This window comes from Paraburkholderia sp. LEh10, from assembly GCF_017814945.1.
GTDB lineage: Bacteria > Pseudomonadota > Gammaproteobacteria > Burkholderiales > Burkholderiaceae > Paraburkholderia.
The window spans coordinates 76,012-95,692 of record NZ_JAGIPX010000004.1; the positions used below are offsets into that span (position 1 = coordinate 76,012).

General features: G+C 64.3%; 24 protein-coding genes and 1 tRNA gene. 10 read left to right on the forward strand and 15 right to left on the reverse strand.

Annotated elements, in window-relative coordinates; translation table 11 throughout:
- Window positions 1-11: 11 nt before the first annotated feature.
- The 3 genes from cysW to J8I87_RS04565 form a co-directional block, all read right to left on the reverse strand.
- Window positions 12-980 (reverse strand): sulfate ABC transporter permease subunit CysW, encoded by a 969-nt coding sequence (gene cysW / locus J8I87_RS04555; protein ID WP_209930262.1) that lies wholly within the window; start codon window positions 978-980, stop codon window positions 12-14.
- Window positions 977-1,879 (reverse strand): sulfate ABC transporter permease subunit CysT, encoded by a 903-nt coding sequence (gene cysT, locus J8I87_RS04560; protein ID WP_209930263.1) that lies wholly within the window; start codon window positions 1,877-1,879, stop codon window positions 977-979. The genes cysW and cysT overlap by 4 nt, the downstream gene beginning before the upstream one ends.
- Window positions 1,880-1,994: 115 nt before the next feature.
- Complete coding sequence (locus J8I87_RS04565; RefSeq protein WP_209930264.1) at window positions 1,995-3,065, reverse strand: sulfate ABC transporter substrate-binding protein; 1,071 nt, start codon at window positions 3,063-3,065, stop codon at window positions 1,995-1,997.
- 363 nt (window positions 3,066-3,428) lie between these two features.
- On the opposite strand from J8I87_RS04565, the gene lexA reads away from it, so the two are divergent.
- The 3 genes from lexA to J8I87_RS04580 all read left to right on the forward strand — a co-directional run bounded on the left by lexA (window position 3,429) and on the right by J8I87_RS04580 (window position 5,249).
- On the forward strand, window positions 3,429-4,079 hold the full coding sequence (gene lexA / locus J8I87_RS04570) for a transcriptional repressor LexA (protein ID WP_209930265.1): 651 nt from the start codon (window positions 3,429-3,431) through the stop codon (window positions 4,077-4,079).
- 27 nt (window positions 4,080-4,106) lie between these two features.
- The gene (locus tag J8I87_RS04575) at window positions 4,107-4,478 is read left to right on the forward strand and encodes a hypothetical protein (RefSeq protein WP_209930266.1); all 372 of its coding nucleotides are present in this window, start codon (window positions 4,107-4,109) and stop codon (window positions 4,476-4,478) included.
- Between the two features lie 126 nt (window positions 4,479-4,604).
- The gene (locus J8I87_RS04580; RefSeq protein ID WP_209930267.1) at window positions 4,605-5,249 is read left to right on the forward strand and encodes a DUF2939 domain-containing protein; all 645 of its coding nucleotides are present in this window, start codon (window positions 4,605-4,607) and stop codon (window positions 5,247-5,249) included.
- Between the two features lie 34 nt (window positions 5,250-5,283).
- Here the strand turns inward: J8I87_RS04580 and J8I87_RS04585 are convergent, their stop codons facing one another.
- Window positions 5,284-5,748 (reverse strand): universal stress protein, encoded by a 465-nt coding sequence (locus tag J8I87_RS04585; RefSeq protein ID WP_209930268.1) that lies wholly within the window; start codon window positions 5,746-5,748, stop codon window positions 5,284-5,286.
- A gap of 287 nt (window positions 5,749-6,035) precedes the next feature.
- Between J8I87_RS04585 and nodI the strand changes: the two genes are divergently transcribed.
- A complete protein-coding gene (nodI, locus tag J8I87_RS04590) occupies window positions 6,036-6,950 on the forward strand; it encodes a nodulation factor ABC transporter ATP-binding protein NodI (protein WP_209930269.1) in 915 nt (304 codons plus the stop codon).
- A 52-nt stretch (window positions 6,951-7,002) separates the two neighbouring features.
- On the forward strand, window positions 7,003-7,830 hold the full coding sequence (locus tag J8I87_RS04595) for an ABC transporter permease (protein WP_280923050.1): 828 nt from the start codon (window positions 7,003-7,005) through the stop codon (window positions 7,828-7,830).
- 54 nt (window positions 7,831-7,884) lie between these two features.
- Here J8I87_RS04595 and J8I87_RS04600 read toward each other — a convergent pair whose 3' ends face one another.
- The 3 genes from J8I87_RS04600 to J8I87_RS04610 all read right to left on the reverse strand — a co-directional run bounded on the left by J8I87_RS04600 (window position 7,885) and on the right by J8I87_RS04610 (window position 11,026).
- Window positions 7,885-8,307, reverse strand: a complete 423-nt coding sequence (locus J8I87_RS04600; RefSeq protein WP_209930270.1) for a hypothetical protein — start codon at window positions 8,305-8,307, stop codon at window positions 7,885-7,887.
- 320 nt (window positions 8,308-8,627) lie between these two features.
- Window positions 8,628-9,686, reverse strand: a complete 1,059-nt coding sequence (locus tag J8I87_RS04605; RefSeq protein WP_209930271.1) for a permease — start codon at window positions 9,684-9,686, stop codon at window positions 8,628-8,630.
- A 287-nt stretch (window positions 9,687-9,973) separates the two neighbouring features.
- Window positions 9,974-11,026: an NADP(H)-dependent aldo-keto reductase gene (locus J8I87_RS04610; RefSeq protein ID WP_209930272.1), complete on the reverse strand. Its 1,053-nt coding sequence runs from the start codon at window positions 11,024-11,026 to the stop codon at window positions 9,974-9,976.
- A gap of 172 nt (window positions 11,027-11,198) precedes the next feature.
- Between J8I87_RS04610 and J8I87_RS04615 the strand changes: the two genes are divergently transcribed.
- Together J8I87_RS04615 and J8I87_RS04620 are read left to right on the forward strand one after the other, a co-directional pair.
- Window positions 11,199-11,405 carry a hypothetical protein gene (locus J8I87_RS04615; RefSeq protein ID WP_245253696.1) on the forward strand — a complete coding sequence of 69 codons (207 nt, stop codon included), beginning with the start codon at window positions 11,199-11,201 and terminating at the stop codon, window positions 11,403-11,405.
- Window positions 11,406-11,471: 66 nt separating this feature from the next.
- Window positions 11,472-11,684, forward strand: coding sequence for a DUF3820 family protein (locus J8I87_RS04620; protein ID WP_209930412.1), 213 nt, complete (start codon window positions 11,472-11,474; stop codon window positions 11,682-11,684).
- A gap of 113 nt (window positions 11,685-11,797) precedes the next feature.
- On the opposite strand, the gene J8I87_RS04625 is transcribed toward J8I87_RS04620, so the two are convergent.
- Both J8I87_RS04625 and dusA read right to left on the reverse strand, forming a co-directional pair.
- Window positions 11,798-11,873, reverse strand: a tRNA-His gene (locus J8I87_RS04625).
- Window positions 11,874-11,964: 91 nt separating this feature from the next.
- Window positions 11,965-12,966, reverse strand: coding sequence for a tRNA dihydrouridine(20/20a) synthase DusA (gene dusA / locus J8I87_RS04630; protein ID WP_209930273.1), 1,002 nt, complete (start codon window positions 12,964-12,966; stop codon window positions 11,965-11,967).
- 336 nt (window positions 12,967-13,302) lie between these two features.
- On the opposite strand from dusA, the gene J8I87_RS04635 reads away from it, so the two are divergent.
- On the forward strand, window positions 13,303-13,569 hold the full coding sequence (locus tag J8I87_RS04635) for a hypothetical protein (protein WP_209930274.1): 267 nt from the start codon (window positions 13,303-13,305) through the stop codon (window positions 13,567-13,569).
- Between the two features lie 477 nt (window positions 13,570-14,046).
- On the opposite strand, the gene J8I87_RS04640 is transcribed toward J8I87_RS04635, so the two are convergent.
- Window positions 14,047-14,298, reverse strand: coding sequence for a hypothetical protein (locus J8I87_RS04640; protein ID WP_209930413.1), 252 nt, complete (start codon window positions 14,296-14,298; stop codon window positions 14,047-14,049).
- 74 nt (window positions 14,299-14,372) lie between these two features.
- Entirely contained in the window at window positions 14,373-14,573 is a 201-nt protein-coding gene (locus tag J8I87_RS04645) for a hypothetical protein (protein ID WP_209930275.1), read from the reverse strand.
- A 264-nt stretch (window positions 14,574-14,837) separates the two neighbouring features.
- Here J8I87_RS04645 and J8I87_RS04650 point away from each other — a divergent pair, with 264 nt between their 5' ends.
- Window positions 14,838-15,101, forward strand: coding sequence for a hypothetical protein (locus tag J8I87_RS04650; RefSeq protein ID WP_245253697.1), 264 nt, complete (start codon window positions 14,838-14,840; stop codon window positions 15,099-15,101).
- A gap of 198 nt (window positions 15,102-15,299) precedes the next feature.
- On the opposite strand, the gene J8I87_RS04655 is transcribed toward J8I87_RS04650, so the two are convergent.
- The 4 genes from J8I87_RS04655 to ssuD all read right to left on the reverse strand — a co-directional run bounded on the left by J8I87_RS04655 (window position 15,300) and on the right by ssuD (window position 18,614).
- The gene (locus tag J8I87_RS04655; protein ID WP_209930277.1) at window positions 15,300-15,515 is read right to left on the reverse strand and encodes a molybdopterin-binding protein; all 216 of its coding nucleotides are present in this window, start codon (window positions 15,513-15,515) and stop codon (window positions 15,300-15,302) included.
- A 52-nt stretch (window positions 15,516-15,567) separates the two neighbouring features.
- On the reverse strand, window positions 15,568-16,581 hold the full coding sequence (locus tag J8I87_RS04660; RefSeq protein WP_209930278.1) for an ATP-binding cassette domain-containing protein: 1,014 nt from the start codon (window positions 16,579-16,581) through the stop codon (window positions 15,568-15,570).
- Window positions 16,578-17,393, reverse strand: coding sequence for an aliphatic sulfonate ABC transporter permease SsuC (gene ssuC / locus J8I87_RS04665; RefSeq protein ID WP_209930279.1), 816 nt, complete (start codon window positions 17,391-17,393; stop codon window positions 16,578-16,580). The genes J8I87_RS04660 and ssuC overlap by 4 nt, the downstream gene beginning before the upstream one ends.
- A gap of 63 nt (window positions 17,394-17,456) precedes the next feature.
- A complete protein-coding gene (gene ssuD / locus J8I87_RS04670) occupies window positions 17,457-18,614 on the reverse strand; it encodes an FMNH2-dependent alkanesulfonate monooxygenase (protein WP_209930280.1) in 1,158 nt (385 codons plus the stop codon).
- A gap of 647 nt (window positions 18,615-19,261) precedes the next feature.
- Here ssuD and J8I87_RS04675 point away from each other — a divergent pair.
- Window positions 19,262-19,681 (forward strand): hypothetical protein, encoded by a 420-nt coding sequence (locus tag J8I87_RS04675; RefSeq protein ID WP_209930281.1) that lies wholly within the window; start codon window positions 19,262-19,264, stop codon window positions 19,679-19,681.

Here is a 19,681-nt window from a genome sequence, read left to right on the forward strand (position 1 = left end):
GACCACTCTCCTTACTGGACCGATTGCGTGGCGGCCTGGTTCGACTGTGCGGCCGTCTTCGTGACGGGACCTGCGTGCGCGGGCACATCACGCGCGCTCGCCAGCTCCGCCGACATGTGACGCTCGGCAAGCAGCTTGAGGCCGAGCGTGACGAGCGCGAGCAGCGCGAGTACCGACGCCACGGCGAACGCCGCCGAAAAGTTATATTCGTTGTAGAGAATCTCGACGTGCAGCGGCATCGTATCCGTCTGCCCGCGAATATGGCCCGACACCACCGACACCGCGCCGAACTCGCCCATCGCGCGCGCGTTGCACAGGATCACGCCATACAGCAGGCCCCATTTCACATTGGGCAGCGTGACCCGCCGGAAGATCTGCCAGCCCGACGCGCCGAGCACATGCGCGGCTTCTTCTTCGTCGTTGCCTTGCGCCTGCATCAACGGAATCAGTTCGCGCGCGACGAACGGGAACGTGACGAAGATCGTCGCCAGCACGATGCCGGGCACGGCGAAGATGATCTGTACGTTGTGATCGGCCAGCCACGGGCCGAACCAGCCTTGCGCGCCGAACATCAGCACGTAGATCAGGCCGGAAATGACAGGCGACACGGAAAACGGCAAGTCGATCAGCGTCGTCAGCAGCGCCTTGCCGCGAAATTCGAACTTCGCGATACACCATGACGCCGCGAGACCGAACACGAGATTCAGCGGCACGGCGATCGCGGCCGTCAGCAGCGTGAGCTTGATCGCGGAAACGGCATCGGGATCGGCGAGCGACTCGAAATAGAACACGATGCCCTTGCTCAACGCCTGATAAAACACGGCGACGAGCGGCAGCACGAGGAACAGCGCGAGAAACAGCAGCGCGATGCCCGTCAGAACCCAGCGCACGACGCGCGGCTCGGTCACCGGGTCGGGCCGGCGCGACGCATTGGCGCCGCTCGCGGCCGGGCCCGACAGCACCACGGAATCCCGGCTCATTGCGCACCTCCCGTCAGCGTGGCGCCGGGCGTCGTGACAGACGTCGCGGACGGCGCCGTGCGTCCGCGGCTCGTGCGCCGCTGCAGATACCACTGCAGCGTGTTGATCAGCAGCAGCATCACGAACGACACCACCAGCATCACGACGGCGAGCGCCGTCGCGCCCGCATAGTCGTACTGCTCGAGCTTCGTGATGATGAGCAGCGACGTGATCTCCGACTTCATCGGCACGTTGCCCGCGATGAAGATCACCGAGCCGTACTCGCCGAGCGCGCGCGCGAACGCGAGCGCGAAGCCCGTCAGCAACGCGGGGAACACGGCGGGCAGCACGACACGGCGGAACGTCAGCCAGCGCGACGCGCCGAGGCACGCGGCCGCTTCCTCCTGCTCGCGCTCGAACTCTTCGAGCACGGGCTGCACCGTCCGCACGACGAACGGCAAGCCGATGAAAGTCAGCGCGACCAGCACGCCGGCCGGCGTGAACGCGATCTTGATATCGAGCGGTTCGAGAAACTGGCCGACCCAGCCGTTGCCCGAATAGATCGCCGCGAGCGAGATGCCTGCGACGGATGTCGGCAGCGCGAACGGCAGATCGACGACGGCATCGACAATGCGCTTGAACGGGAACCTGTAGCGCACCAGCACCCAGGCGACGAGAAAGCCGAACACGGCATTGATCAGCGCGCCGCCGAGCCCCGCGAAGAACGTCAGCCGGTACGACGCCAGCACGCGCGGCGATGAAACGGCGCGCACGAACTGGCTCCAGTCGAGCGTGGCCGTCTTGAGGAAAGTGGCCGCGAGCGGTATCAGCACCACGAGGCTCAGATACGCCACCGTGATGCCGAGCGTCACGCCAAAGCCGGGTATCGCGCTTGGCTTGCGAAAGGTCAACGTCGTCATGCGAAAAGCTCTTTCAGGTTATGCGTTGCAACGCGCGCACCGCTCAGTGCCGCCCGTCCATTGCCGAAAGCGCGCCCACGGGCGCGCTTTCCTCAAACATCGCCGCACCGTCGCGTCATTGCGGCTGGTAAATCGAATCGAACACGCCGCCGTCGGCAAAGTGCGTCTTCTGCGCATTCGCCCAGCCGCCGAACGAGTCGTCGACCGTGTACAGCTTCAGCTTCGGAAACTTCGCGGTCAATGCCGTGGGCACCTTGGCCGACCGCGGACGATAGAAGTTCTTCGCCGCGATCTCCTGCCCCTCGTCGCTGTAGAGGAAGTTCAGATACGCTTCGGCGAGCTTGCGCGTGCCGTGCTTGTCGACCACCTTGTCCACCACCGCAACGGGCGGCTCGGCCAGGATGCTCGCCGACGGCACGACGATCTCGAACTTGTCGGTGCCGAACTCCTTCACGGACAGGAACGCTTCGTTTTCCCATGCGATCAGCACATCGCCGATGCCGCGCTGCACGAAGCTCGTCGTCGCGCCGCGCGCGCCGGAGTCGAGCACGCCCGCGTTCTTGTAGAGCTTCGTCACGAACTCCTTCGCCTTCTGGTCGTTGCCGCCCGGCTGATGCGCCGCGTACGCCCACGCCGCCAGGTAGTTCCAGCGCGCGCCGCCCGAAGTTTTCGGATTCGGCGTGACGATCGACACGCCCGGCTTGATGAGGTCGTCCCAGTCCTTGATGTGCTTTGGATTGCCCTTGCGCACGAGGAACACGATCGTCGACGTGTACGGCGACGCGTTGTCGGGCAGGCGCGTCTGCCAGTTCCTGTCGACGACGCCCTTGTTGGCGAGCGCGTCGATGTCGTAAGCGAGCGCGAGCGTCACGACGTCGGCCTGCAGACCGTCGAGCACCGCACGCGCCTGCGCGCCCGAGCCGCCGTGCGACTGCTTGAAGGTGACCGATTCGCCCGTCTTCGACTTCCATTGCTTGCCGAACGCCTGGTTGACGTCCTGATACAGCTCGCGGGTCGGGTCGTACGACACGTTCAGCATCGTGGTATCCGCATGCGCCGGGCCGACCAGCGCCAGCGCCGACGCCGCGCCCAGCGCGAGCGCCGCCAAGAGCCGCTTCGCCGCGCCGCGTCTGCCCGCGACGGCCTTCCTTGCCGCCCCCGCCAACCCCGTATTCCGATTGCCCATCGACCTTCTCCGTCTTGTTGGTTTGACTGCGCGTGCCAGCACGCCCTGGTTGTTTCCGCTGCCTGCCGCGATTCGCTGCTTCACAAGCTGCAAGCGGCTCTCGTGCGGCGCCTGTGTTGCTGTTGCATCAGTGGAGGCCAGTCTATCGAAGGGCTTTCATCATTAAAAATAATGTTTCTTCATTTTTTAATATGCAATAGTGGTAAAGGAACCGCTTCTGTTCGCAAACGCAGCACCGGCGACGCTCGGACGCCCGTTTCCGACGTTCCCGCGACACCCGCGGCGACGAACTTAAAGTAAAGCTTGAAATGCGCCGGATACTGTATAAAAATACAGTCACCTGTCTATCCATACAGTGGCGCCATGACCAAACTCACCGCACGACAGCAGCAGGTTTTCGATCTGATCCGCCGCGCCATCGAGCGCACGGGCTTTCCGCCCACGCGTGCCGAAATCGCGGCAGAACTTGGCTTCAGCTCGGCCAATTCGGCGGAAGAACATCTGCGGGCGCTGGCGCGCAAAGGAGTGATCGAACTGGCCGCAGGCGCATCGCGCGGCATCCGCTTGATCACGAGCCAGGACGACGCGCCGCATCAGTTCACGCTGCCGCACGCGAGCATCATGCAGTTGTCGCTGCCGCTGATCGGCCGTGTCGCGGCGGGCAGCCCGATCCTCGCGCAAGAACATATTTCGCAGCACTTCACATGTGACCCGGCGCTCTTCTCCAGCAAACCCGACTACCTGCTTAAAGTGCGCGGCCTGTCGATGCGCGACGCAGGCATCTTCGACGGCGACCTGCTTGCGGTGCAGAAAAAGAGCGAAGCGAAAGACGGTCAGATCATCGTCGCGCGTCTGGGCGACGACGTGACGGTGAAGCGCCTGAAGCGCCGGCCGAACGGCATCGAACTGATCGCCGAGAACCCCGACTACGAGAATATTTTCGTTCAGGCCGGCAGCGCGGATTTCGCGCTGGAAGGCATCGCGGTCGGGCTGATCCGGCCGACGGAATTCTGATCATCAGAGCACTGTCTGGAGAGACTCATGGAACGCCTTGCCCGCTTGCTGCCTTTTCGTCAGTTCGGTCGCCTTCGCCACCTGCGCAATCTCGTGCCCTGCGCGCCGCTCAGTGAGTCGCTCAGCGCGCTTGCATCGAGCGGCGACGCGTCGCATCTCGCAGGCCGCACGGCGTCGCTCTTCGACGACGAGCGTCAGGCGCTGCCCTCCGCGCTGCCCGCGTTCGCGCGCGTGTCATTGAACTCGGCGCTCAATACGGAGCCCGCGCGCCGCGCGCCCGTGCGCGTCTATCACGGTCCGTCGCGCACGATCATGGTCGGCACGGTCGACGCCGTGTGCCAGATGATCGATCGCGCAATCGCGGAAGAAGCCGACCGGCTCGCGACGCAGGCGGCGTGAGCGGCTGCGTGTCGTGTGCATCAGACACACAACATGCAAGCGCGCTAGCAAGCAAATTCGCGGGATCGTTTTAATGCCGATCGGGTCCACATCGGATCGAAACTGAAAACGGAGAGTCCCCGCACAATGGCAGGTCCTGCACGCATGAAAGGCCGGGTTGGCCGGCCGCTTCTGATCGCGTTGATCGTCGTCGTCGTGGTTGCGGTATCGGGTTATGCGTATGCTTCACCCTATATCGCGCTCGACCGGCTCAAACGCGCCGCCGATTCACGCGATGTCGCAACGGTCAACGAATACGTCGATTACCCGGCGCTGCGCGACAGCCTGAAATTGCAGGTCACCGGGCTGTTGACGCGGCGGCTCGACGTGCAGCACAACGGCAATCCGCTTGCCGCAATCGGTGCGATGATCGGCGTGGCGTTGATCGGCCCGCTCGTTGATGCGTACGCGACACCCGATGGCGTTGCCGCGTTGCTCAATGGCATGCCGCCACGTGGCGAACCGGGTGAGCGTCCGCCTCCGCCGCCTGCCGCGCCGGCAGATGGTTCAACAGGGAAACCCGCAGATAATCCAGCGCCGCCGCCTGCGCCCGGCGCCTCGCGCAGCGAGAAGACACCGCCGCAGCCGCCGCAAACCACGGCGGGATATCGGGGCGTCAACGAGTTTGTCGTCAGTTATCAGCACGGTGTCGGCGACACGCGCTACGCAGCGATCTTCCGCCGCCATGGACTCTTCATGTGGAAGCTGTCAGCCGTCGATCTGAACGGCTGATGCGTGATCGAATGCCTGCAATTCGGCGGATGCTTCACGCCGCCGCTTGCGCCTCCTCGGCTCCCGACGAACACGCGACAAGAATGCTGCACGACACGCGGTCCAGCAGCGGCGTGTTGCCCGCGCCCATCCACCAGCGCGACAGGCCCGTACGGCAGCGATGCCCGACCACCACGAGATCGACATGCAGCTCTTCAGCGAGCGACGCAATCTCGTCGATCGGATGGCCGAACGCGAAGTGCCCCGTCGCCCTCACGCCGCGCTCGGTGAGCCAGTCGACGCCTTCCTGCAGAATTTCGCGCGCGGTCTTCTCGAAGCTGCCGCACGCGACATCCGTCAGCAGGCCCGCGCTTTGGGCAATGCTCGAACGCATGTCGACCACCGACAGCAAATGCGTTTCCGCCTTCAGATCCAGCGCCAGATTCGCGCCGCAACGCAGCGCCTTGCGGCCTTCGCGCGAGCCGTCGTAGCACAGCAGAATCTTGTTGTAGCTCGCCATTTCGCTTCCCCCCTTCCCGCGACCATCGCGGTCTCGCTTGAATCATGGTGCGCCGCAATTCGACATGCAAGGGATGGAAAACGCTAAGTGCGGCCTCCCGCGCAGTCGAGCATGACGCACCGCAAGATGGGCGGTCAGCTACGCCAGCAACGCGTATCCATCCGCCAAACGCGGTTCGCCCAATGCCCTACAATGGGCAGCCGCGTCGCGCTTTGCACCATTTGCGAAATCGCGCCTGGCGCGACGCGTCGAACCCGCTGTGCACACTCCGGAGCATCCGTTTTCGTATGTCTGAAGCCGCAATCGAGTTTCGTCAGGTCGAAAAGCGCTATGGCGACAAAACCGTCGTCGACGGCCTGTCCTTTCATGTGCGCACGGGCGAATGTTTCGGACTGCTGGGTCCCAACGGCGCGGGCAAGACGACCACGCTGCGGATGCTGCTCGGCATCGCCGCACCCGACGCCGGCAGCATCCGGCTGTGCGGCGAACCGATTCCAGGACGCTCGCGGTTTGCGCGGGCACGCGTCGGCGTAGTGCCTCAGTTCGACAATCTCGATCCCGACTTCACGGTCCGAGAAAACCTGCTGGTATTCGGCCGCTACTTCGGCCTGTCCGCCGCGAAGTGCCGCGCGATGGTGCCGTCGCTGCTCGAATTCGCACGGCTGGAAAGCAAGGCGGACGCGCGCGTCGGCGAACTGTCGGGCGGCATGAAGCGGCGTCTTACGCTGGCGCGCGCGCTCATCAACGATCCCGATGTGCTCATCATGGACGAGCCGACCACGGGCCTCGACCCGCAGGCGCGCCATCTGATCTGGGAGCGGCTGCGCTCGCTGCTCGCGCGCGGCAAGACGATCCTGCTGACCACGCACTTCATGGAGGAAGCGGAACGTCTGTGTCACCGGCTGTGCGTGATCGAAGAAGGACGCAAGATTGCCGAAGGCGCGCCGAACGAATTGATTGCTTCAGAAATCGGCTGTGACGTGATCGAGGTGTACGGTCCCGACCCGTTGGCGCTGCGCGACGAACTCGCACCGCTCTCCGTGCGCACGGAAATCAGCGGCGAGACGCTCTTTTGCTACGTCGATGATCCGCAACCCGTGCACGCGAGGCTGAAGCAGCGCGCGGGACTGCGCTATCTGCATCGGCCGGCGAATCTCGAAGACGTGTTTCTGCGGCTCACGGGCCGCGAGATGCAGGACTAGCGCTGCGAGCGCAATCACGATAACCAGCGCCACGAAACCGCACCGAACGACAATGGACGCACGCGCCTACGACACCCCCGAACATACCGAGCCGATGCGCGAGCGTTTTGCCGCGCTGCCGGCAAATGCCGTCAACTGGATCGCCGTCTGGCGGCGCAACTATCTGGTGTGGCGCAAGCTCGCGCTCGCGTCGATGTTCGGCAATCTCGCCGATCCGATGATCTATCTGTTCGGCCTCGGTTTCGGCCTCGGGCTGATGGTCGGCCGCGTCGACGGCGTGTCGTACATCGCGTTTCTCGCGGCGGGCACGGTGGCGTCGAGCGTGATGATGTCGGCGAGCTTCGAGTCGATGTACTCGGGGTTTTCGCGGATGCACGTGCAGCGCACGTGGGAGGCCATCATGCATACGCCGCTCACGCTCGGCGACATCGTGCTCGGAGAGATCGTCTGGGCGGCCAGCAAGGCTGTGCTGTCGGGCGTTGCGATCATGCTGGTGGCGGGCGCGCTCGGCTACGCGAGCTTTCCGTCGATGCTCCTCGCGCTGCCCGTCATCGTGCTGGCGGGGCTGGCGTTCGCCAGCGCCGCCATGATCGTGACGGCGCTCGCGCCGTCATACGATTTCTTCATGTTTTATCAGACGCTGGTGTTGACGCCGATGCTGCTGCTCTCCGGCGTCTTTTTCCCGCTGGCGCAAATGCCGCCCGCCGCGCAGCTCGCGGCTCAAGCACTGCCCCTTGCGCATGCCGTGGACCTGATCCGGGCCGCAATGCTCGATCGTCCCGTCGACGATATCGCGCTGCATGTCGGCGTGCTGGCCGTTTATGTGGTGGTGCCGTTTTGCGTGTCGGCGGTGCTGTTCCGCCGCCGGATGATGCGCTGACGGCGCGCGCAAGCCCGCGCCGCGGCGCCCCAACGCCTGTGAGATCCGTTCAGATCAATCTTCGTCGTCGGACCACGGCACGTCGACGTCCGAGATGAACTCGACCGTCGCGAACGGGCCGCCTTCCTGACGCCCGATCTTGCCGTCCGCACGATGCCATTCGACGCGGAAGACCGTGTTGGGATCGTCCGAGCGCAGTCGGATGGTGCGCAGCTCTTCGGGATCGGCCTCCTCGACGGGGCCATCGAGCGACACCAGCAACGCCTGCGGCCACAAGCCGTCGACGGGATCGTAGATGCGGTCGCCGTCGGGAATCGACGTGTGCGCTTCGACGCCGATCGTCGCTGATGCATCGACGATCATCTTGCCCAATGCACGCAGCACCGCCGTTGCGCGCGCCGAGTTGGCCTGACGAATGGCGAGATCCCCGCGCGTCAGCGCCTGCTCGAGTTTCGGATTGGTTTTTTGTTGGGCCATGCGATGTCCTGAATTAACTGATTGGCGGTTGCCCGCCGTGTGAATGCTGCCTTGTACTGCTTCGCGCTCGTTCATGCCGCCTTGGCGCCGCCTTGTGCAGATTGGCGCCATCGGGCGCCGTCCGGGCCGTCCTGCGCGTGCCTTGCGGCAGCTTGCCGCAAGGTGTCGAGCGGGCGTCAGCGTGGATCCGTCCCGTTCCCGCAGCGCCTCGCAGCGCAACGGCAAGCGGGCACAGGCGGGATGCGCGCGCACCCCGCTTGCTTCCCCAGTTTAGGACGAGATTCGGCACAGCGACGCCGCGATTTATTACCGCCGATTCATCAGAAGCCGAGCGCCACCGCGAGCAGCCCGGCGACGATGCCGAACCCGACCACCGCGACAGCCACGATCGTCAGCACGCGCGGACGGAACGAGCGCGCGAGCATCGCGAGCGACGGCACACTGACGGGCGGCAGCGTCATCAGCAGCGCGCCGGCGGGGCCGACGCCCATGCCGAGCGACAGCATCGCCTGAATAATGGGCACTTCGCCCGCTGTCGGGATCACGAACAGCATGCCCGCGACGGCCAGCGCGACGATCCATATGAAGCCGTTGCCGATTTCAGGCCCGACGTGCGGAAAGAGCCACGCGCGCGCCGCGCCGAGCAGCAGGATCAGCACGATGTATTCGGGCACGAGACGCACCGCCATCCGCGCGAAAATCGACAGCCAGCGCGCAAACGGATTGCCGGCGCGCTGTTCGTCGACGAGCTCGACGAGCCGCGTGTTGGCCGCTTGCGCCTCGGCGGGCGTGACGAGCCGGTTCACGAGATAACCGAGGCCGAATACCATGACGATGCCGAGCACGAGCCGCAGTCCCGCCCAGTGCCAGCCGAGCACGAAGCTCATGAACACGAGCGTCGCAGGATTGAGCACCGAGTTGCCGAGCCAGAACGCGATCGCGCCGCCCGGCGAAGCCTGCCGCTCGCGCAAGCCGGCGACGACGGGTGCCGCGCAGCACGTGCACATCATGCCTGGCAGCGCCAGCAGGCCGCCCGCCGCGACGCTGCCGAAGCCAGTCTTGCCGAGCAGCCGCGCGACCCAGTGCGCGGGCAACAAAGCCTGCACAGCCGAGCCGAGCAGCAGGCCGAGCACCATCGCCTGCCAGATCGCCTTGCCGTACGCGAGCGCGTAGCCGAGCGCCGCGTTCCACGACGGCGCAGGCGGGCTCGCCGCCGTGCCCATCAGAATCGACGTGCCGATCGAATGCGTCGATGCCGCCGTGAACGCGCGGTTGTAGTACGGAAACCATTTAACGTAGAAAAGCCCGGCAACCGCGAGCAGCACGAAAATCGGCCAGGTCGAGGCGGCGGGCGAAGGGGCGGAACGCGTGGTGGTCATCGTCGTGGGTCGGTCCTTCTTCTCGATAGCGCGCGTGGCCGCCGATGCGGCGCACGCCAGCGCGCTATCGTACGCGAGTTGTCGAACGGGCGTGACGGTGCGTGCAGGTTTTGCGGCGAAATTCGCATTGGAACGCGCTTTGGAATTCGCTTTGGAACTTGCTTTGGAATTCACTTCGGAACGCGCCGTCAGCCTGCCGCGACACTCATATCGCGGCACGGCCCCGTCAGCCCGTTGGCATGCTCGCGGCCAACCGGCACGTCAAGCGCTCGAACCACGCGACGCACTCAGGGCGCGGGATTCGGCTGCAATTCGTGCAGCGCGTCGATCTCGGCGAGCAGTTCCGGCGAAAGCTTCACGTCGACGCTCGCGATGTTCTCTTTGAGTTGATCGAGCGACGTCGCGCCGATCAGATTGCTCGTCAGAAACGGCCGGCTGTTGACGAACGCGAGCGCCAGTTGCGCGGGCGACAGGCCATGGCGCTTCGCAAGCTCGACATAGCGCGTGGTCGCCTGCACGGCTTGCGGTTTGCTGTAGCGCTGGAAGCGCTCGAACAGCGTGATGCGCGCGCCCGCCGGACGCGCGCCGCCTTCGTATTTGCCCGACAGCCAGCCGAACGCGAGCGGCGAATACGCGAGCAGCCCGACATGCTCGCGATGCGTGAACTCGGACAGCCCCGCTTCGAACGTGCGGTTCAGCAGGCTATATGGATTCTGGATCGTCACGATGCGCGGCAAGCCGAGCTTCTCCGACGCGCGCAGAAACTGCGCGACACCCCAGGGCGTTTCGTTCGACACGCCGATATGACGCACCTTCCCTTCCTTCACGAACTCTGCGAGCACGGCCAGCGTCTCCTCGATGGGCACCGTATAGGCATCGTCGATCCACGGATACGCGGGGCGGCCGAACGTCATCGTGCTGCGATCGGGCCAGTGCAACTGGTACAGATCGACGTAATCCGTTTGCAGGCGCTTAAGGCTATCGTGCAGCGCTTGCGTGAGATTCCTGCGGTCGAACTGGTTGCCCTCGCCGCGAATATGGCGCGGGTTGTGCGGCTGACGCGCGGGCCCTGCGATCTTGGTCGCGAGCACGATCTTGTCGCGCTGGCCGCGATGCTGCGCGATCCACGTGCCGATGTAGCGCTCCGTCGAACCCTGCGTTTCGGGGCGCGGCGGCACGGGATACATCTCGGCGGCATCGATCAGCGTCACGCCCTGATTGAGCGCATAGTCGATCTGCCCGTGAGCGTCGCGCTCCGTGTTCTGCTCGCCCCACGTCATCGTGCCGAGACCGATCAGGCTGACCTGCACATCCGTATCGCCGAGTCTGCGGTATTCCATCGTGTGTTCCTGTTCGCGTACTTGCTGGTTATAAATCGCCAAAGCGCGAAATTACCACGTCCGCGCGCGACGCGTGCGTGGCTAGAATGTCGGGTGGCCGCAGGCAGCCGCGGCCAGTTTCGATGCGCTTACAACGTTCGGAGTGTCATGTCGGACGCCGACGCAGTTGACGATGCGCATGGGCGTCGCGCTTGGGGCGATTGCGCTGCGGCTTGCCGCGTGGCTGCACGGACACGATGTGCAGCCGGTGACGCCTGCCGATTTCAACGTCGCGTTTTTGCTGGTCGCCGCGCTCGGGCTGGTGGCGATCGCCGATGTGTTCGGGCTCGAACGCGACGCGGGCGCGCATGTCAGCGGGCATCGGCGGGAACGGGCTTGAGTGGCTGATGTGGGGCTGGATGCCTCGAATTTTTTTAAACCGGTTTGGTATCGATTACGCGCCGCGATGAATGTCGAACAGTTTGAATTGCTTGTGACTCGAACGATGCCGTTCGGCAAGTACAAAGGGCGCCTAATCGCCGATCTGCCTGGGCATTATCTGAACTGGTTCGCGCGCGAAGGCTTTCCGCCCGGCGAGATTGGGCGTTTGCTCGCGCTGATGCACGAGATCGATCACAACGGACTGAAAGGGTTGCTCGAGCCGTTGCGCAAAAGATGAGGCGGGTCGGTCGGCGCGGCGCGCGTACGGTGCTTCGCGCCGCATGTCATGGACCCCGAAACAAAAACGGCACTGAGATTGCTCTCAATGCCGTTTCGGTACGCTGAATTCTTTGGGGTGGCTGATGGGACTCGAACCCACGACGACAGGAATCACAATCCTGGACTCTACCAACTGAGCTACAGCCACCACTGCCCTACACATTCGCTGCCTGCCGTGAAGCGCTGGTCAGCAACGAAGAAGCGAGATTATACAAACACGAACCGTATTTGCAAAGCCCTTATTCAAAGATTTCGCTGGGCTCGCGCAAATGCTGCCGCGCCTCGTCGAAAATGGCGAGATCGCGAGCCTGCAGCTTTTTGCTATCCGACAGCACCCGTCGCCAGCCACGCGAGCCCGCCACGCCGCGATACAGCCCCAGCGCGTGGCGCACGATCGCGCCGAGATACGTGCCGCGCGCAAGCTCGGCGCGGCAATACTCGATCAGCTTCGCTTCCGCTTCCTCGCGCGTCGGGGCGGCATCGGACGCGCCGTAGAACCGCGCGTCGACATCAGCGAGCACATACGGGTTGTGATACGCCTCCCGCCCTAGCATCACGCCGTCGACATGTTTCAGATGCGCGTCGACTTCGTCGAGCGTCTTGATCCCGCCGTTGATGATGATCTCGAGTTGCGGAAAATCGCGCTTCAGGCGGTACGCGTAGTCGTACTTGAGCGGCGGAATTTCGCGGTTCTCTTTCGGACTCAGCCCTTTGAGGATCGCATTGCGCGCGTGCACGATGAAGACTTCGCAACCGGCATCGGCAACCGTGCCGACGAAGTCGCGCACGAACGAATACTCGTCGACGGCGTCCACGCCGATCCGGTGCTTGACCGTCACGGGCACCGACACCGCATCACGCATTGCCTTCACGCAATCGGCGACGAGTTGCGGTTCGTTCATCAGACACGCGCCAAATGCGCCGCGCTGCACGCGCTCCGACGGGCAGCCGCAATTCAGATTGATCTCGTCGTAGCCCCACCGCTCACCGAGCTTCGCCGAATGCGCCAAATCGTCAGGCTCGCTGCCGCCGAGCTGCAGCGCGACGGGCGCTTCGTCGGCGGTAAACGCGAGATGGCGCGCGACGTCGCCGTGAATCAGCGCGCCCGTCGTCACCATCTCCGTATACAGCCAGGCGTGCCGCGACAGCGTGCGGTGAAACGAGCGGCAGTGGCGGTCGGTCCAGTCCATCATCGGCGCCACGGATACGCGGCGGGGACTGGCAGCAGGCTTCGAAGACATGGGGCGGCGTACCGAAATGGAAACAAACGATTAGCCCACGATTTTACCGCAACCCGCGCCCGCACTCTTCCTTGCGCGCCGCATCATCTTCGGAAGCCCATGATTTTCATGAGTTTTCAGCCGCGCCGACTCGTTTATAAGGGCGCATACGCGCGAAATGCCCGTCCGATGGGCCTCCCAGCATTGTTTCTTATCTCAGAATAGTAATTTCAAATTATCGGCACAAAGAATCGATAGTAGGGGTATACACTGCTTTCCATCGACGTTGCGAACAGACCGCTTCAGAGCACCGCCCGCAACGTCTTACTGAATCAAACATTACGGAGAGTTCATATTATGAAGACCAAGCTTATCGCCGCAGTTCTGATCGCCGCATCCGCCACGCTGGCAGCTCCCGCTTTCGCAAGCGGCTACGGTCCGGCTCCGCACTACAACCCGACGGTTGGCGCGCCGGCTTCGCAGCAAGGCCAGAACGCGCAGACGCTGGCAGCCGAAGCGCAACAAGCCAACGCAGTCGCGTACGGCGGCGTGCAAAACGGTTCGTCGCAAGCTGGCAAGCACGAGCCGGTGACGGGCCCGGGCTCGGTGTTCTTCGGTCACTAAGCCGAAGTACGGATTTCGTAGCAGGCAGTACCGCGCAGTACAGGCAGCACGCAGTTCCGGCAGTGGAAGCATCAGAAGTTCGAAGTTGCAGTACGCAGTCGAGTCATGGCAGTAGCCTGAAGTCGCAGTGCCGCAGTCTCGAAGTTGACAGCAGCTGAAGTCGCAGTGCCGCGGTCTCGAAGTGGCAGTAGCTGAAGTTGCAGTACCGCAGGTGAAGTTGAAATCTCAGAGGTAGCAGTGCCGCAGTTGCAGTTGCAGTTGCAGTACCGGAAGTAGCAACACCGCAGTGGAAGTCGCAGTACCGCAGTCGAAGCCGTACCGTTGATGGCGAAGTTCGAAGTAGCTGGAAGTAACCGCAGTCTGAAGTTGCCGTACCCTGAAGTACCCCGCCGTTCGTTGTTGCAGGTGTAGTCGAGCCGGATGTTCGCCACGGAACATCCGGCTTCTTATTTGCGGCGTCGAAAACAGGCCGGACGTCTATCCGCCTGCGGCGAGCAGTTCGGTATCGATCGCTTCGCGTGCCGCGCGAAAGCCTGCTTCGGCGGCCGCATGCTCCGTCGGCCAGAATCGGTCGATATGCACGAGCCGCCAGTCGAGCATCACCGCCTCGCCCTTGAGCACGCGAAAATGCGCCTTGACGCCCGTCAGCACCTGCTCGACGGCGACCTCCATGTCGAACTCCTTGTAGCGCTCTTCGTAGTCGCCCATGTCGATGCCCTTCGGCTCCATCGCGCCTCCCGTTGTTCGCAATCAGGTCTCGACCGTCCGTCCGATGGCACCGCTGCGCCGCTCGCGCGATGCGCTCAGTCGCAATCGCCGGACAGGTACTTTCTGCCGTCGCAGGTGATTTCGACGCCCGCGCCCTTTGCCGATTTCGCCACCAGCCCCGCGACCAGCAATTCCTTTTCGACCACAGGCTCGACGGCAGGCGGTGTCTGTCCCGTCCCGACGTCGTTGAGTTGCCGCAGCGTATCGATCGCACCCGTGCTCAGGGATTTCGTCATCGCAGCCTCCGCGCTCGTTGACGGCGCCTCGCCCGTATGGCGCTGCGCCAATCGATGATCAATTCATGCTAGCACTTCCTGCCAGGATTGCTGGACGCCTGGCGCCCGCGGACAACAGTCCGAGGCGGAGAAATCGACATCGCACACCGGCCGTCCGCGTAAAAGGCAAGCCGCATATGGAAATGCGAAGACGAGGCCAAGGCTGGCACGCGCCTAGCAACAGCTTGAAAAGCAAACAGCACGGAGAACGCAATGATTCCGACGATGATTGCTTTGAAACGCTACGCATACGCGTTAATCGGCGCCGCCGCCGTGCTCGCGGCATTGGCGGGCGCTGCCCGGACGGCATGGGGCCAGACCGTCACGCCGCAGGCGGGCGGCACGCCGATGGTAAAACCGCCGCCCGCCGCGGCATCGGGCGCGGCGAGCGCGACCAATCCCGACAACATGCCCGTCAAGAAGCCGCGCAAACCGACCAACGACGACATGATGCACGCCCCGCCCGCCAGCGCGACCAACGCGAGATAGCGGGCGGCGGGCGTACGGTCGAGGGCCGCCGCAACGCGCGTTGCCGGCGCGGCGGCAAACGCGGCTGCAACAGCGCAGCCATAAGCATGGCCACGAACGCGGCCACAGGTACGGCTACAAGCACGGCCATAGTACGGCCACAACCACGGCCGCAAGCATAGCTACAAGTACGGCGACCAGCACTGCCGCAAGCACAGGCTACAAGCGCGCGATCGACACCTCCGTCGATTTCACTAGCGCAACGACTTCCGCGCCCACCTTGAGTTCCAGTTCGTCGATCGAGCGCGTCGTGATGACGGACGTGACGATGCCGAACGGCGTATCGACGTCGACTTCGGACACGACGGGTCCGCGAATGATTTCCTTCACTTTGCCTCTGAACTGGTTGCGTACGTTGATCGCGGAAATGCTCATGTCGGATAGCTCCGTGTGTCGATAAAAGAATTGGGGGGCGCCGATACGCGATTCAGACGGCCCAGCGGATGTCGCGCGGATGCACGCTGCGCAGGTCGTCACGCGCGCCGCCTTCCGGCGTTGTCGATTCATCTGCGGCGTGCGCCTTCATCACACGCTGCAGCACGCGCTCTTCAAGCCTCGCGAATGCCGCCGACGCCCGCTCACGCGGACGCGCAAGCGGCACCGGCTGATCGAGTGCGATACTGCCCTCCTCGATCAGCAGGATGCGATCGGCGAGCGCCACGGCCTCCTGCACGTCATGCGTGACGAGCAATGCCGTGAAGCGATGCTCGCGCCACAGTCGTTCGATCAGCGCGTGCATTTCGATGCGGGTCAACGCGTCGAGTGCGCCGAGTGGTTCGTCGAGCAGCAGCAGTTGCGGCCGATGCACGAGCGCACGCGCCAGCGCGACGCGCTGCCGCTGGCCGCCCGACAGTTGCGCGGGCCAGTCGTTCGCGCGCGCGAGCAGGCCGACTTCGGCGAGCACGGCGCGCGCGTTGTCGCGCGACGAACGGGCGAGGCCCAGCATCACGTTCTGCAGCACCGTCTTCCACGGCAGCAGGCGCGCGTCCTGGAACATGATCCGCGTGTCGAACGGCTGCGAGCCGGCCGCGCGCTTTTCCAGCGTGCCCGAAGTCGGCGCTTCGAGACCCGCGATCAGCCGCAGCAACGTCGACTTGCCGCAACCGCTGCGTCCGACGATCGACACGAAGCTGCCGCGCCCGATCGACAGATCGAAGTCCGCGAGCACCGCGCGCTCCCCATAGCGCATGCCGACACCACGCAGTTCAATCGCAGCGTCCTTTACCTTGGCGCCCGCTGTGCGCGGCGTGAGCGGGTCGGCGCGGCCCGGGTCCGCATCCTCGCTCGAACCACGCGAGCGCGCCGCCGCGTGACCACGCGCCGTCGCACCGGCGGCAGATTCCCGCAGCACGCGGCCGTGCGCGCGCGGCTGCTCGCGTTCGGCTTCGAGACTCGCACCCGCGGCACCGCCAGGCGATGCGGACAACGTGCTCGCACTCATGCTTTCGCTCCTCGTTGATAAGCGGGATGCCAGCGCAGCGACACGCGTTCGAGCCATTTCGCGAGCATGTCGGCAAGCTTGCCGAGCGCCGCATACAGCAGAATGCCGACCACCACCACATCCGTTTGCAGGAACTCGCGTGCGTTCATCGTCATGTAGCCGATGCCCGACTGCGCGGAGATCGTTTCCGCGACGATCAGCGTGACCCACATCAGCCCGAACGCGAAGCGCACGCCGACGAGAATTGACGGCAGTGCGCCAGGCAGGATCACGTCGCGATATAGCGCGAAACCCTTCACGCCGTAGCTGCGCGCCATTTCGATCAGGTTCGCGTCGACGGCGCGGATGCCGTGATACGTGTTCACGTAGATCGGAAAGAACACGCCCAGCGCGACGAGAAACACCTTCGCTTCCTCTTCGATGCCGAACCAGAGGATCACGAGCGGAATCATCGCGAGCGCGGGGATGTTGCGGATCATCTGCACCGTCGTATCGAGCGCGATATCGACGGACCGGAAGAGGCCCGTCGCGAGCCCGAGCACGAAACCGATGCCGCCGCCGATCGCGAAGCCCGACACCGCGCGCCATGTGCTGACCTTCACGTCCGCCCACATTTCGCCCGACTCGATCAGCGACCACGCGGCCTTCACGACGGCGAGCGGCTCGGGCAGCACGCGCGTCGACAGCACGCCACTGCGCGCCGCCGCTTCCCACGCGAGCAGGATGATCAACGGCATGATCCACGGCGCGGCCTTGCGCGCGAGCGCCACACCCGCCTGATGGTGGCGGGACACACCCAAAACAGTCGACATCAACAGACTCCTTTCGTCGGGACGCGCGCACGAACGCGTCGTCCGCGCGCTTGAACGCCCGGTTCAGCTTTGCGCTGTCTTCGGCGCATAGTGATTGCCGACGATCTCGCCGAACGGCCCCGAAAGCGGACCGCTCGCGCTCGTGCGCTGGTGTCCCGGCAGCAGCGGGAACACGAGTTCGGCAAACCGGTATGACTCTTCGAGATGCGGATAGCCGGACAGGATGAACGTCTCGATGCCGAGCTCCGCGTATTCGCGCATGCGCGCGGCGACCTGTTCCGGGCTGCCGACGAGCGCCGTGCCCGCGCCGCCGCGCACGAGGCCGACGCCCGTCCACAGGTTCGGATAGATCTCGAGATCCTTGCGCGTGCCGCGCCTGCCGCCGTGCAGCGCGGCCATGCGCCGCTGGCCTTCGGAATCCATCTTCGCGAACGACGCCTGCGCGCGCGCAATGGTGTCGTCGTCGAGCTTGCTGATGAGCGTGTCGGCGGCATCCCACGCTTCTTCCTCCGTCTCGCGCACGATCACATGCAGGCGGATGCCGAAGCGGATCTTGCGGCCATGCTGTGCGGCGCGCTCGCGGATGTCGGCGATCTTCTTCGCCACGGCTTCGGGCGGCTCGCCCCACGTCAGATACGTGTCGATATGCTCGCCCGCCATCTCGTGCGCAGCCGGCGACGAGCCGCCGAACCACAACGGCGGATGCGGATTCTGCACGCCCGGATACAGCACCTTGCCGCCCTTCGACTTCAGATGCTTGCCGATGAAATCGACGGATTCGCCTTGATGCGCGCTCGTCAGCAGGCCGCGCCAGATGCGCAGGAATTCATCCGTGATTTCATAGCGCGTGTCGTGATCGACGAACAGGCCATCGCCTTCCAGTTCGGCCGCATCGCCGCCCGTCACGACGTTGATCAGAAGCCGCCCGCCCGACAGCCGGTCGAAAGTCGACGCCATGCGCGCCGAGAGTCCCGGCGACGAGATGCCCGGCCGGATCGCGACAAGAAACTTCAGGCGCCGCGTGACGGGAATCAGGCTCGACGCGACGACCCACGCGTCTTCGCACGAACGGCCCGTCGGCAGCAGCACGCCTTCATAGCCGAGCGTGTCGGCGGCAACGGCGATTTGCCGGAAGTAATCGTAGTCGGCCGCGCGCGCGCCTTGCGATGTGCCGAGATAACGGCTGTCGCCGTGAGTCGGAATGAACCAGAACACATTCATGTGCTGCTCCTGCTTTGTTCGAGATGAGGTCGACGAATGATTGGCTTTATCGTGGCTGTATCGTGGCTGTATCGCTCGCGATCGTTGCGCCCGTTGCCTCGTTGCATTGGCGACGGGCGTGAGCGCGCGCTGCCACGTATGCGGTGGCGCATCGATAGCGAACGGTCGAAGAAGGTCGCGTCAGCGGCGACAGCGAGGCGGCCTGCGCATCAGGCCCGGGCCGCATGCCGTGCATGGTGCCGGGCACGCGCGAATCGGCATCGGATGAAACATCGCGGCGGGTTCTCTCATGTGAATCGATCGGATAGGCGCACGCATCGCGCGGCGTGCATCGCGCTCATGCGTGTCAACGCAACGACGTCGCGCGCATCAAGCTTCATGTGGCGCGTGAAATCGCGCGTGCTCGCCGCCGTCTGCCTGGAAAAACAGTCTATGGATCGCGCTCTTTCTTTTGAACGATTTTTTTTTGCTTAGGTTTTCCACTTTCCTGATTTACCTGATGCCGCAGCATAGGTCGCGAAAAGCGCATCTCCAGCGCGAGCGCGCACCGAAATCCAACTGCGCCGCCGATATAATGGCGCACGTTTCCGATCAACCCGCGCGGGCTGCGCCTGATTTACGTCGCCCGGCGTCCGTCGCTGTCAAGCATGCAAAAGATCATCCTGCCGTTCGTGTCCGGCTTTCTCGCGTCGCTGTTCTTTCACGAGTCGACGCTCGCGCTTCTGCACGCCGCCGGCATCATCGACCCGACAGGGTTCTCGACCACGCCCTTCGTTCCCATCGGCTTGCCCGAGTTCATCGCGAATGCGATCTGGAGCTCGGTCTGGGCGGTGCTGATGGCGTGGCTGTTGCGCGTGTCACCCGAGCGTCCCGCGCCGTGGGTTCAGGCGTTTCTGTTCGGCGGCATCGTGCTGACGGCGGCGAGTGTGTTCGTCGTCGATCCCATTCGCGGCATCTGGCCGACGGGCAACATCCTGCCGCGCCTTGCGCTCGGCTTCGCGTCGAATGCGGTGTGGGGCTGGGGCGCGCTCGTGTTCATGCGCGCCTTCATGACGGGCGAGGACTGA